At 69.0% G+C, this 13293-nt stretch carries 10 protein-coding genes; 6 read left to right on the top strand and 4 right to left on the bottom strand.

What is annotated here, in order from left to right; all coding sequences use genetic code 11:
• Positions 1-5 precede the first annotated feature (5 nt).
• Both FHX80_RS31355 and FHX80_RS31350 read right to left on the bottom strand, forming a co-directional pair.
• Positions 6-1547, bottom strand: coding sequence for an acyl-CoA synthetase (locus FHX80_RS31355; protein ID WP_145767870.1), 1542 nt, complete (start codon positions 1545-1547; stop codon positions 6-8).
• The gene (locus tag FHX80_RS31350; RefSeq protein WP_145767869.1) at positions 1544-2653 is read right to left on the bottom strand and encodes an NAD(P)H-dependent flavin oxidoreductase; all 1110 of its coding nucleotides are present in this window, start codon (positions 2651-2653) and stop codon (positions 1544-1546) included. The genes FHX80_RS31355 and FHX80_RS31350 overlap by 4 nt, the downstream gene beginning before the upstream one ends.
• Before the next feature lie 183 nt (positions 2654-2836).
• Here FHX80_RS31350 and FHX80_RS31345 point away from each other — a divergent pair, with 183 nt between their 5' ends.
• Entirely contained in the window at positions 2837-4687 is a 1851-nt protein-coding gene (locus FHX80_RS31345; protein ID WP_145767868.1) for a serine hydrolase domain-containing protein, read from the top strand.
• Positions 4688-4820: 133 nt separating this feature from the next.
• On the opposite strand, the gene FHX80_RS31340 is transcribed toward FHX80_RS31345, so the two are convergent.
• Entirely contained in the window at positions 4821-5849 is a 1029-nt protein-coding gene (locus tag FHX80_RS31340) for an aldo/keto reductase (RefSeq protein ID WP_145767867.1), read from the bottom strand.
• Positions 5850-5969: 120 nt separating this feature from the next.
• Between FHX80_RS31340 and FHX80_RS31335 the strand changes: the two genes are divergently transcribed.
• Positions 5970-6596 carry a TetR/AcrR family transcriptional regulator gene (locus FHX80_RS31335; protein ID WP_244318706.1) on the top strand — a complete coding sequence of 209 codons (627 nt, stop codon included), beginning with the start codon at positions 5970-5972 and terminating at the stop codon, positions 6594-6596.
• A 654-nt stretch (positions 6597-7250) separates the two neighbouring features.
• Complete coding sequence (locus FHX80_RS31330; RefSeq protein ID WP_145768141.1) at positions 7251-8642, top strand: glycoside hydrolase family 10 protein; 1392 nt, start codon at positions 7251-7253, stop codon at positions 8640-8642.
• 108 nt (positions 8643-8750) lie between these two features.
• Here the strand turns inward: FHX80_RS31330 and FHX80_RS31325 are convergent, their stop codons facing one another.
• On the bottom strand, positions 8751-9863 hold the full coding sequence (locus FHX80_RS31325; RefSeq protein ID WP_145767866.1) for a LacI family DNA-binding transcriptional regulator: 1113 nt from the start codon (positions 9861-9863) through the stop codon (positions 8751-8753).
• 225 nt (positions 9864-10088) lie between these two features.
• On the opposite strand from FHX80_RS31325, the gene FHX80_RS31320 reads away from it, so the two are divergent.
• The 3 genes from FHX80_RS31320 to FHX80_RS31310 all read left to right on the top strand — a co-directional run bounded on the left by FHX80_RS31320 (position 10089) and on the right by FHX80_RS31310 (position 13251).
• On the top strand, positions 10089-11360 hold the full coding sequence (locus FHX80_RS31320) for an ABC transporter substrate-binding protein (RefSeq protein WP_145767865.1): 1272 nt from the start codon (positions 10089-10091) through the stop codon (positions 11358-11360).
• Positions 11361-11498: 138 nt separating this feature from the next.
• On the top strand, positions 11499-12341 hold the full coding sequence (locus FHX80_RS31315; RefSeq protein ID WP_145767864.1) for a carbohydrate ABC transporter permease: 843 nt from the start codon (positions 11499-11501) through the stop codon (positions 12339-12341).
• Positions 12328-13251, top strand: a complete 924-nt coding sequence (locus tag FHX80_RS31310; protein ID WP_244318704.1) for a carbohydrate ABC transporter permease — start codon at positions 12328-12330, stop codon at positions 13249-13251. The genes FHX80_RS31315 and FHX80_RS31310 overlap by 14 nt, the downstream gene beginning before the upstream one ends.
• Positions 13252-13293: the final 42 nt, after the last annotated feature.

Raw genomic sequence — 13293 nt, 5'->3', positions numbered from 1 at the left:
AGGTGTCAGGCGTGTCCCTCCCAGTAGGGCTCGCGCAACCGTCGTTTGTACAGCTTGCCGTTGGGGTCGCGGGGCATCGTCGTGATGAAGCCGAGGGTCTTGGGGCGTTTGTACCCGGCGAGCCGCTCGGCGCAGTGGGCGAGGATGTCGGCGGCGAGCGCGTCACCCGGCTGCTGCCCCTCGGCCGCTTCGACGACCGCTCTGACCTCTTCGCCCCAGTCTGCGTGCGGAATGCCGAAGACCGCGGCGTCGGCGACCGCGGGGTGGGTGAGGAGGGCGCTCTCGATCTCGGCGGGGTAGATGTTGACCCCGCCCGAGATGATCATGTCGATCTTGCGGTCGCGAAGGAAGAGATAGCCGTCCTCGTCGAGGATGCCGAGGTCGCCCACCGTGAAGAAGTCCCCGATGCGGTTCTTCCTCGTCTTGCCCTCGTCCTTGTGGTAGCTGAACCCGCCGGTGCTCATCTTCATGTAGACGGTGCCGAGCTCGCCGGGCGCGAGGCGGTTGCCCCCGTCGTCGAACACCGCGAGTTCGCTGATCGGCCAGGCCCGGCCGACGGTGCCCGGTTTCCTCAGCCAGTCCTCGGCGGTGGCGAAGGCACCGCCGCCCTCGCTGGCCGCGTAGTACTCCTCGACGCACTGGCCCCACCAGTCGATCATGGCCCGTTTGACGTGGTCGGGGCAGGGGGCCGCCCCGTGGATGGCATGGCGCATCGCCGTCACGTCGTACGCCTGCTTCACCTCGTCGGGGAGGGCGAGGAGGCGGTGGAACTGGGTGGGGACCATGTGCGTGTGGGTGCAGCGGTGGGTGTCCATCGCCCGCAGCATCTCCTCGGGCGACCACTTGTCCATCAGGACCAGCGGGTGGCCGATGTGCAGGGCGGCTCCCGCGAACTGGAGGACCGCGGTGTGGTAGAGCGGTGAGCAGACCAGGTGGACGTTGCCGTCGAACGGTTTGATGCCGAAGATGCCGAGGAAGCCGCCGAGGTAGGTCTCCTCGGGAAGCTTCCCGGGCAGCGGGCGCCGGATGCCGCGCGGCCGGCCGGTGGTGCCTGAGGTGTAGTTCATGACCCAGCCGAGGGTGCGCCCCTCGGGCGGTGAGACCGGCCGGTTCTCCAGCAGTTCGCCGTACGGTCGGAAGCCTTCGACCGCGCCGACGCCGTAGCGGTGGCCGGCCGGCAGTTTCGCCTCGTCGGCGGCGGCCGTCGCGGCGGCCGTGAAGCGTTCGTGGGCAATGAGCACCTTGGCGCCGGAGTCGGAGACGATCCAGGCGATCTCGGGGCCGACGAGGTGGTGGTTGACGGGGACGAGGTAGAACCCGGCCTGCGAGGCGGCGAGGTAGGCGGTGAGGAACTCGACCCCGTTGGGCAGGACGACGGCGAAGGCGTCGCCCTCCTCCAGCCCGGCCGCGCGCAGTCCGTGGACCATCCGGTTGGCGTCGGCGTGCAGCCGTCCGGCCGTCCACTTCTCGCCGTCGGGCGCGATCAGGACCGTACGGTCGGGGTCGGCGGTGGCCTGGGCCCAGAAGCCGTTGGGCGGCTGGTTCATGTGGTGCTCCGTCCGGCGATACGGTTGATCCGGTCCACGGCACGTTCGAAGCCCCGGGTCAGGTCGTCGAAGACGGCCTGCACGCTGCGCTCGGTGTTCATCCGGCCGACGATCTGGCCGACGGGGGTGCCGAGCAGGGCTCCCGTCTCGTACTTCTGGATACGGGAGACGGCCTCGGCGACCAGGAGCCCCTGGAGCGGCATGGGCAGCGTGCCGGGGCCCGCCGGGTCGTCCCAGGCGTCGGTCCATTCGGTACGCAACTGGCGCGCGGGTTTACCGGTGAGGGCGCGGGAACGGACGGTGTCGCCGGAGCCCGCGGCGAGGAGTTTGGCGGTCAGGGCGCGGGAGTGCATATCGGCCTCCTCGGTGGTGAGCCAGAGGGAGCCGAGCCAGACGCCCTGGGCGCCGAGGGCGAGCCCGGCGGCGACCTGTTCGCCGCTGCCGATGCCGCCCGCGGCGAGGACGGGGAGCGGGCCGACGGCGTCGACGACGTCCGGGACCAGCACCATGGAGGCGATCTCCCCGGTGTGGCCGCCCGCTTCGTAGCCCTGGGCGACGACGACGTCGATGCCCGCGTCCGCGTGGCGCCGGGCGTGCCGGGCGCTGCCGGCGAGGGCGGCGACGAGCACGTCGTGGTCGTGGGCGCGGGCGATGACGTCGGCGGGCGGTGAGCCGAGCGCGTTGGCGAGGAGCTTGACGGGGTAGCCGAACGCGACATCGAGCTGGTTGCGGGCGACTTCCTCCATCCAGCCGGTGATGCGCCAGCCGGAGGCCTCGCCCTCGGCGAGTTCGGGGACGCCGTGCTTGGCGAGGGTCTCCTGGACGAACTGCCGGTGCCCGGCCGGGATCATCGCCTCGACATCGGCCTCGCTCACGCCCTCCACCTTCTTCGCGGGCATGACGACATCGAGGCCGTAAGGCTTGCCGTCGGTGTGCTCCTGCATCCAGTCGAGGTCACGTGCGAGGTCGTCGGGGGCGGTGTAGCGGACCGCTCCGAGCACGCCGAATCCGCCGGCCCGGGTGATGGCCGCGGCCACCGCGGGGAACGGCGTGAAGCCGAAGATGGCGTGCTCGATCCCCAGTTTCTTGCTCAGCTCCGTCTCCATGGGCGGCAGGATGCCGCAGTCGGACAGCCGAAGGAAGAGCTTTTCTGATGCAGTGTCAGATTCTTTGTGACTCCGGGGGCCTCCAGGGTGACCGGGGGTGCCAGTACCCTCTGCTCCGGCAGGAAGTTTCAAGGCCGAAAGAGATTTCGAAAGTTACTTTCACGCAGCGGGAAGGGGTTCCGGATGACCGAGGACACGGCGGGCGGGGGCATCAGCCGGCGGAAGCTGGGCGGTGGGATGCTGGCCCTGGGCGGAGCACTCGCCCTGGCGCCGATTCCGTTCGCGGAGCGGGCGTCTGCCACTGAGTCGGGGGCGGGGTCATCTCGTATGCGCGCAGAAACCGCGGCGGGGTCGCCGTCCGGGCAGAACCGGCCGACGCTGCGGCGCGGGTCCGCCGCCCGCGCCGGGCTGCTTCAGGAACCCCTGGACCGGTTGGTCACCGAGGCCGAGAGATATCTCGCCGACTCCCCCAAGCATCCTTGGTACGCGGGTGCGGTGCTGCTCGCCGGGCGGGGCGGAACGGTCGCACTGCACCGGCCGATCGGCAAGGCGGTGCGCTATGCGGCGTACGACGACAAGACGGACACCGGTGTGGAGTTCCCGCCGGAGCAGCAGATCCCCATGGCCGAGGACACGGTCTTCGATCTGGCGTCGGTGTCGAAGCTGTTCACCTCTATCCTGGCCGTGCAGCAGATCGAGCGCGGCAGGCTGGAGCTGGAGGCGACCGTCGCCTCGTACCTCCCCGACTTCGCCGGTGGTGGCAAGCAGAACATCACGATCCGTCAGCTGCTCACCCACACCTCGGGCTTCCGTGCCTGGATCCCGCTCTACACGGCGCCCACCAGGGAGGGGAAGCTGGCACTGATCTGGAACGAGGTGCCGGCGAGCACGCCCGGCACGGCGTACCTCTACTCCGACCTCAATCTGATCTCGCTCCAGCTGGTACTGGAGAAGATCACCGGCCACACCGAGGATGTACTGCTCCGCGAGCAGATCACCGCTCCGCTCGGGATGCAACGCACCTGCTACAACCCGCCGGCCTCCTGGAAGCCGAAGATCGCCGCGACCGAGGACGCGCGACCGCCGTGGTCCGGCCTGGACCGCGGGCTGGTCTGGGGCGAGGTGCACGACGAGAACGCGTACAGCCTCGACGGCGTCGCCGGTCACGCCGGTGTCTTCTCGTGCGCCTGGGACCTGGCGATCCTCGCCCGCACCCTGCTCAACGGCGGGGTCTACGGGCGCGCGAGGATCCTCTCCGCCCACTCGGTGGACCTGCTGTTCACCGACTTCAACACGGCGTTCCCCGGTGACGCGCACGGCCTGGGCTTCGAGCTCTACCAGCACTGGTACATGGGGGCGATGGCCACCCCGCGCACGGCGGGCCACACCGGATTCACCGGCACCAGCCTGGTCCTGGACCCGACGACGGATTCGTTCCTGATCGTGCTGGGCAACTCGGTGCACCCGGTGCGCAACTGGCGCTCCGGCAGCGCACCGCGTGTCGCCACCGCCAACCAACTGGCGCGCGCCGTCGCGGTCCCGCCCGTCCGGGGCCGCACGGCATGGTTCTCCGGTCTGGCCAGTGCGTCCTCGGCCACGCTGGCACTCCCGCCGCTGACTGTCGCGTCGCCGCGGGCCCGGCTGCGCTGCGCCCTGTGGTGGGACACGGAACCGGACTCCGACTTCCTTCTCCTGGAGGGTTCTGCGGACGCCGGGGCCAGTTGGAGGCCGGTGCCCTTCACCACCGTCCCGGCGTCGCAGAACCAGCATCCGCAGCCCGAACCCCATCCGGCCGGGTCCGTCTCCGGCTGGTCGGGGCGGGTCTGGCACCGGATGGACGCGGACCTGTCGGCCTGGCAGGGCACCGAGGTGCGACTGCGGTGGCGGTACGCCACGGACCAGTTGTACGTCGGCCGCGGGGTCTACGTCGACGCCATACGGGTCGAGGACGGCGGCCGCACGGTCTTCGACGAGGGCAGACCGGGCGACGCCCGCCGCATCGAGGCCAACGGATGGTCCGCCTCGGCGAACTGACACCGACCGGCGTACACCGATGCGGGTCGGCGGCGGCCCGGCCCGAGGACGGACCGCGGATTGACCGCGGACGGATCGCGGGGCGTTCCCGGGCGGCCGCGGGCCGTACTCCGGCGGCCGAGGACGGACCGGATCAGGCGGCGGAGCGCTCGTCGGGCAGGCGGCGGCGCAGTCCGTCCTGCCCGACAGCGGGCGGGTCGTAGGCCATGTCGAGCATCCCGACATCGGTGCCGGGCGGCACGATGGCGTCGATCCGGTCGAGGACCTCGTCGCTCAGCGCGGCCCCCGCACCCGCGAGGAGGTCGTCGAGGTGCTCCATGGTGCGCGGTCCGATGATCGCCGAGGTGACGCCGGGGTGGGCGATCGCGAAGGCCATCGCCAGGTGGGTCAGCGACATCCCGGCGTCCTGGGCGACAGGGATGAGCTGTTCGACCGTGTCGAGCCGGCGCTCGTCGCTCAGGTGCCTGAGGCCGCGGCCCGCCCGGACGCTGTCGGTGGGCCGGCCCTTGCGGAAGCGGCCGGTGAGCAGGCCCTGTGCGAGCGGGCTCCAGACCATGGTGCCCATGCCGTAACGCTCGCAGACGGGCAGCACCTCGCGCTCGATCCCCCGGTTGAGGACCGAGTACGGCGGCTGCTCGGTGCGGAACCGCTCCAGGCCGCGCCGCTCGGCGACCCACTGCGCCTCGACGATGTCCGAGGCGGGAAAGGTGGAGGCGCCGATGGCCCGGACCTTCCCCGCGCGCACCAGGTCCGTGAGGGCGGAGAGGGTCTCCTCCACGTCGGTGTCCGGTGCGGGCCGGTGGACCTGGAACAGATCGACGTGGTCGGTCCCGAGCCTGCGCAGCGAGTCGTCCAGCGCACGGACCAGCCAACGCCGCGAATTGCCCTGCTGGTTGGGGTCGTCGCCCATCGGGAGGTGGGCCTTGGTGGCAAGCACCACCTGGTCCCGGCGGCCCTTGAGTGCCTTTCCGACGATCTCCTCGGACTCACCACGTGAGTAGGCGTCGGCGGTGTCGACGAAGTTGATCCCCGCGTCGAGCGCCTTGTGGATGATCCGGACGGAGTCGTCGTGATCGCGGTTGCCCGCGGCGCCGAACATCATCGCGCCCAGGCAGTAGGGGCTGACCTTGATGCCGGTTCGGCCCAGTGTGCGGTATTTCATGAATCACCTTTTGCCTCGATCGGCGCCCGGCGCAACGCGTCCACGCGCTACGCTGACACAAACGGAACACTGTTCCACTCAGACGATACGGAACAGTGTTCCGCTTAGCAAGGGGGCGTCGTGCACGAGGACACCGACCAGGAGGCCGGCGCCGGCACCACTGGGGCGCAGCCCCGTAAGCGCGTGCGCGCCGACGCGCAGCGCAGCACCGAGGCTCTGCTCACGGCGGCCGCAGAAGTCTTCGCCACCTCGGGGGTGGACGCGCCCGTACGCCAGATCACCACCAGGGCGGGCGTGGGCGCCGGCACCCTCTACCGGCACTTCCCGCAACGCTCCGACCTCATCGCCGCGGTCTTCCGCAACGAGGTCGACGCCTGCGCCGACGCAGCGGAACCCCTCGCGGCTCGGTACGAGCCGGCGGAGGCGCTCGCCAAGTGGCTCCAGCGCTTCGCGGTCTTCATCGGCACGAAACGCGGGCTCAGTACCGCCCTCCACTCGGGCGACCGGGCCTACGACACCCTGCCCGGGTACTTCCAGCAGCGCTTCGTGCCCGCCCTCGGCGCACTCCTGGACGCCGCGGCGCGAGCCGGCGAGATCCGCTCCGACGTGAGCCCGGACGACCTGCTGCGCGCCACGGGCAACCTGGCCATGCCCGCCCATGACGACGGGGAACGCCATACGCAACGGATGGTCGAGCTGCTCGTCGACGGACTCCGCTACGGCGCCCGCCCCCAGGGAACCCGCTGACCGAACCCCGGGTCCGGGGGCGTCTTCGCAAGTCGCCCCCGCCGAAGCGCGGTTGAACGACCGGCCCGGAGCAGCCGAACTCGCTTCCTTCCGGCGGCTGCCGTCTGCGGACGATCCGGGCCCCCTTGCCCCTGGCGCAGCGTCACCCCTTTGCGCCCCGAGGACCTCAGTGCGCGATCCGCTCCTTCCGGCCGCCGAAGCCCGTCGGCGGCGGCTTCTCCGCGCGTCCCTGCACTCTCCCGGGCCCTAGTCGAGAAGAATTTTCACCTCGAAATATTTCGATAAGGGATCACTCAGGTTTCGGGCCGCAAATTACTCACAGCGATAACACGAAGGGGAAACTCCCAGGTCGATCGCGGACGCCATGAACACGTTCTGCAATTGCGATCGACATCCACCCCTTCGACCGAGCGAGATTTCGACGTACTTTCGTAACTCTCAGATGCGAATGTACGCATCCGTCCCTCAATCCAGCCGGCCACGGGACCAAAGAGCGCACATACGTGCAGGTCAGCTCGGCTCAGCGAGACTTCCAGCCGGTTCATCTTCTCGAAATATTTCGGAAATGCGGCGTTGACGAGCCTTTCCGGCGCGCGCATACTCTCCCTCACTCCCTGCGCCACCCGATCAATCGGAAGAAGGTGTTGGAAAGTGATCGTCAATTCCCCACCCGGTGGAGACCCCGCACACCCCTCGGCGCGATCCCGGGCACGAAGGGCATTCACCCTCGCCACGGCGGGACTTCTCACCGCAGCCGGGGTCCTGTCCCTGGCGGGCACCGCCGACGCCGCGACCACGCTCGGCGCGTCGGCCGCCGCCAAGGGCCGGTACTTCGGCACCGCTGTCGCCGCGGGCCACCTGGGCGAGTCCGCGTACGCCTCGACGCTGGACACCGAGTTCAACATGGTGACGCCCGAGAACGAGATGAAGTGGGACGCCGTCGAAGGCACCCGCAACTCGTTCGGCTTCGGGCCCGCGGACCAGATCGTCAGCCACGCACAGGGCAAGGGCATGAAGGTCCGCGGCCACACCCTGGTGTGGCACTCCCAGTTGCCCGGCTGGGTCGGCGGGCTCGGCGCCGACGATCTGCGCTCGGCGATGAACAACCACATCACCAAGGTGATGGACCACTACAAGGGCAAGATCTACGCCTGGGACGTCGTCAACGAGGCGTACCAGGACGGCAGCAGCGGGGCGCGGCGCAGCTCACCCTTCCAGGACAAGCTCGGCAGCGGCTTCATCGAGGAGGCCTTCCGCACCGCCCGCGCCGCCGACTCCGGCGCCAAGCTCTGCTACAACGACTACAACACCGACGGGCAGAACGCGAAGAGCAACGCGGTCTACGCCATGGTGAAGGACTTCAAGCAGCGCGGCGTACCCATCGACTGCGTCGGATTCCAGTCCCACTTCAACAGCAACTCGCCCGTTCCGGGCGACTACCAGGCCAATCTGCAGCGCTTCGCCGATCTCGGCGTCGATGTCCAGATCACGGAACTGGACATCGAGGGCTCGGGTTCGGCGCAGGCCGCCAGTTACACCAAGGTCGTGAACGCCTGCCTGGCCGTGTCGCGCTGCGCGGGGATGACCGTCTGGGGCGTCACCGACAAGTACTCGTGGCGCAGCAGCGGCACTCCGCTGCTGTTCGACGGCAACTACGGCAAGAAGCCGGCGTACACCGCGGTACTGACGGCGCTGGGCGGTTCCGGCGGCGGTGGAGGCGGCGACGGCGGCAGCGGTGGTGCCACCTGCACCGCGACGTATGTCAAAACGGACACCTGGGGCGACCGGTTCAACGGGCAGGTGACGGTGAAGGCGGGGAGTTCCGCGATCAGCGGCTGGACGGTTCCGGTCACGGTGACGTCTCCGCAGAAGGTCTCCGCCACCTGGAACGGCTCCCCGTCCTGGGACAGCAGTGGCAACGTGATGACCATGAGGCCCAACGGCAACGGGAATCTGGCCGCCGGGGCCTCGGTGTCCTTCGGGTTCACCGTCATGACGAACGGCAACACCTCGGCGCCCTCCATCGGCGCCTGCACCGCCTCCTGATCGGGGCGTCCGGGGCCCGGCGGGCGCTCGGTGGCCGCGTCCCGGACGCCCGCCCGGTCCCGGGCGCGAGGGCACCGCCTCAGTGGCGGTGCCCTCGTTCGTGTCCGCTCACCCGCGCACCGCCGTCGGGGCCGCCGGTTCACCGATGCGCGCACGGCTCGCCGGCACGGTCGCCTCGGCAGGTGCGGGCGCGGTCGACGCCCGTACCACCAGCCTCGGCCTGATCAGGAGCGAACGCCCCGCGACCGGGGCCGAGTCGATGCGGGCGCGCAGCTGCTGGAACGTCTCGGCGGCCATCTCCGGCAGCGGCTGGCGGACCGTGGTGAGCGGTGGCTCGAAGAGGTCGGCGAGCAGGATGTCGTCGAACCCGACCACGGAGACGTCGTGCCCGGCGTGGCGGCCGACGTCCTTCGCGCCCCGGCAGATCCCGATCGCGCACATGTCGTTGATGGCGACGAACGCGGTGGGCGGGCGCGGACCGCCAAGGAGCTCGCGGGCGGCGTTGCGCCCCAGCTCGGCGGCGTCCTTGTCGCCGAATTCGGTGGTGTCGGCGCCGGGCCAGACGATGGCGTCGGCCGGGTCGAGGCCGGCCGACTCCAGGGCTGCCCGGAAGCCGCGCAGCCGCTCGCGGCGGTTGACGCTGTTGACCGACCCCGAGACGAACGCCAGTCTGCGGTGGCCCAGTTCCAGCAGGTGACGAGTGGCGAGCTCGGCCCCCATCGCGTTGTCGACGCTGATGGAGGCCAGCGAAGGCGGGTCGCCGGCCTGGGCGGTGCGGTCGAAGGCGACCATCTTCAGACCGCGGCCGAGCAGCGGCGCCACATGGTCGAGCGAGGGCAGCGATGAACAGAGCACCACTCCGCTCACCCCGTCGGCCAGCAGCTCCTCGCCGTACTTGAGCTCGCGGGCCGGGTCGCGCTCACTGTTGCAGAGCAGTACGTGGTAGCCCTCGGCGAGCGCGATGGCCTCCAACTCCCGGGCGAGCGCGCCCCAGAACGGGTTGGCGACCGACGGCACGATCAGGCCGATGACCTTGATCCGGCCGGTGCGCAGCATGCGCGCCGCGCGGTTGGGCCGGTAGCTGAGCTGCTCGATCACCCGCTCCACGCGGGCCAGGGTGGCCGCCTGCATGCGGTCCGTACGCCCGTTGAGGACGTTCGACACGGTGCTCGCGGATACACCCGCGGCCTCCGCGACCTGATGGATCGTAACCCCGCTCATGCCACCTCCGGTTGGGAACGCGTTCAGCCAGACTAGTGTACCGATTTACTGAACCCTCTTCACCGGTACACCCGTTAACTTCCCTGAAAATTGTTGTGCATCAGCTGTTGACGCACCTCTTGGCGCGTTCTTAGTCTCAGTGCATCGATTTACCAGCGCTTCTCAGCCATGTCTGGGTTGCCATCGCTGGATCGATCCACTGCCTCCACCTCAAAAGGGGTGCCCATGGAACTCAAACGACGGTCACTGCTCGCCGCCATCGGCGCCGGTACCGCCGCGGCCGCACTCTCCGGCTGCGGCAGTACCGGCTCCTCGGCGGCCGGCTCCGCCGACGGTCCCGCCGAGGGCGAGATCACGCTGCTCACCCCGATCTACGAAGGCGCCGACGGCAAGACGCTGTTGGAGAAGCAGATCCTCGGCGGCTTCCGGGAGAAGTATCCGGACGTCAAGGTGAACGTGGACTACACCACGTATGCGCAGCTCAACGAGAAGATCACCACGGGTCTCGCGGGCGGCCTGCTGCCCGATGTGCTGATGATGGGCGTCGGCTGGATCCCGCCGTTCGCGGCCAAGAAGGCGATCGCCGAACTGCCCGAGAAGCTCGCCGCCGCGCACGACTACGAGAAGCGGGTCCTGGAACCGTCCCGCTACGACGGCAAGCTGTACGCGCTGCCGGTGGTCCTCGACACCCGCATCGTCGTCTACCGCAAGGACCACTTCGCCGAGGCCGGGATCAAGAAGACACCGGCCAACTGGGCGGAACTGCGGGCCGTGGCCAAGCAGCTGACGAAGGACGGACGGCTCGGTTTCGACCCGTTCTCCATAGAATTGCGCCAGTGTTGGGAGACCTTCCTCTTCGCCAACGGCGGTCAGCTGTTCAGCGAGGACGGCAAGAAGGTGTTGTTCACCGACAACCGGGGCGTCGAGGCGCTGCAGTTCTTCAAGGACCTGTCGAGGGACGGCTCCGCCGACTACACGAAGAAGACGGCTGCCGGCGCCCCGTCGAACGTCCAGACGGGCAAGGCGTCGATGATGATGACGACCAGCGCCCTGTGGGAGCAGGTCCGCGAGCAGAACCCGGAGCTGCTGAAGGACGACACACTCGGCTGCTTCATCCTGGCCAACCGCCGGCCGGCGATGCTCCAGGGCGGCACCCTGGTCACCCAGTCGGCGAAGTCCAAGCACCCCGCGGCGGCCCGTGCGCTGGTCGAGTACCTCGCGACCCCGGAGTCGATCCTGGGCGCGGCCAAGCAGCGCGGTTCCGTGCCGGGGCTCAAGGACCTCAACGACAGCGGCTATGTGAGGGAGAACAAGTTCGTCGAGCTCTCGCTGCAGAACCTGAGCGCCGCGCGTTCGGAGGGCGGCACCGCCGCGTGGATGGAGATCCGCGAGAAGATCAAGCCGACGCTGGAGCCCGCGATCGTGGGCGGTCAGTCCGCGAAGGACGCCATCGCGGAACTCGGCCGTCTCGCCGAGGCCGCCATCGGCCGGATGTGAGGCGTCACCGTGGGAGCTGTATCCGTACTGAAGGCACGGCCCAAGGGCCTTCCTTCCCCGCCTGAGGCCAGCGCACCGGAGACGCGGCGGTCCCGCAGGACCCCGACGGGTCCCGGGCGTCGCAGGCAACGTGCCGGCATGCTCATGGTGGCACCCGCCCTGCTGCACGCCTCCCTCTGGATCGGGCTGCCGGTCCTCGCCTCGGTCGTTCTGGCCTTCACGAAGTACGACGTGCTGACGCCGCCGCAGTTCGTGGGGTTCGACAACTTCCAGGACATGATGGGCGACGCGGTCTTCCGCAAGTCCATCGTCAACACGATCATCTACACCTTCTTCACCGTGCCGTTCGGCATGATGCTGGGGCTGTTGACGGCGCTCGCCCTGCACACGGGTCTGAAGGCGCGGGGCATCTTCCGCACCGCGATCTTCCTGCCGCAGGTCACCGCGACGGTGGCCATCGCCCTGGTCTGGCTGTGGATCTACAACCCGGGCAACGGGCTGTTCAACACCCTGCTGTCGTTCCTCGGCGTCAATGGTCCGGCCTGGCTCGCCTCGACCTCATGGGCCATGCCGTCAGTGATCCTGGTCGGCATCTGGCAGGGCATCGGCATGAAGATGCTGATCTATCTGGCCGCGTTGCAGTCCCTGCCGAAGGAACTGTACGAAGCGGCCTCGGTGGACGGCGCCTCGAAGGTGCGGCAGTTCTTCTCGATCACGCTGCCGCTGCTGAAGCCCGCGACGTTCTTCGTGCTCATCACCTCGATGATCAACGCGTTCCAGTCGTTCGACCAGATCTACATCCTTACCGACGGCGGACCCGCCAACAGCACCACGATGATGACGTATGAGATCTACAAGTCCGCCTTCCGGGAGTTCCGCGTCGGCTACGCCAGCGCCCAGTCCCTGGTGCTGTTCGTCCTGCTGATGGGCTTCACCCTGGTCAACCGGCGGATCATGGGAGGCACCCGTGGCCACAGCTGAGCTGCACAAGACCGGGGCCCTGCGTCCACCCCGGCCCGCCGCGAAGGGCAGGCGCCGCTCCGCCGGCCGGATCGCGCTCTTCCTGACGCTCTGCGTCGTCTCGCTGCTGATGATGGTGCCGTTCATCTGGATGGTGCTGACCTCCCTCAAGACACCGGTGGAGATCGCGTCGCAGGACGCCGGACTGCTGCCGGAGCACTGGGAGTTCGGCAACTACGCCGACGCGCTGAAGGCCGCGCCCTTCGCCACGTACGCCCGCAACAGTTTCATCATCGCGTTCAGCCACACCCTCATCAACGTCCTGGTGGCGTCGATGGCGGGGTACGCACTGGCCCGGATCAGGTTCCGGGGCAGCGACGTCATCTTCTACCTGTTCATCGCGGCGCTGATGATCCCGACGTACACGAAGGTGCTGCCGGAGTTCCTGATCGTCCGCTTCATGCCGCTGGCCGGCGGGAACGACCTCTTCGGCCAGGGCGGCAGCGGCTGGCTGGACTCCTGGTGGGCGCTCATCGTGCCCGGCGCGGTCACCCCGTTCGCGGTCTTCCTCTTCCGGCAGTTCTACCTGGACCTTCCGGTGGAACTGGAGGAGGCGGCCCGGCTCGACGGTCTCGGAGAGTTCCGGATCTACTCCAGGATCATGTCCCCGCAGGTCAAGCCGGCGTTCATCACGGTGGCCCTGCTGACCTTCGAGTCCTCGTGGAACAACTTCCTCTGGCCGCTGCTGGTGACCCACTCGGACAACCTCCGGGTGATCCAGGTCGGGCTCTCCGTCTTCAAGACCGAGAACGGCACCCAGTGGCACTTCCTGATGGCCGGCACCACGCTCGCCACCCTGCCCATGGTCGTTCTCTTCCTCATCGGCCAGCGCTATTTCGTGCAGGGCTTCGCAACCGCCGGTCTCAAGTGACCGGTCCCGGTCCTCAGCGACCGGTTATCGAAAGGGTTCCCC

The organism is Streptomyces brevispora (assembly GCF_007829885.1).
Taxonomy (GTDB): Bacteria; Actinomycetota; Actinomycetes; order Streptomycetales; family Streptomycetaceae; genus Streptomyces; species Streptomyces brevispora.
Note: the sequence above shows the minus strand (reverse complement) of the source record. Positions and strands in the feature narration are given on the sequence as shown.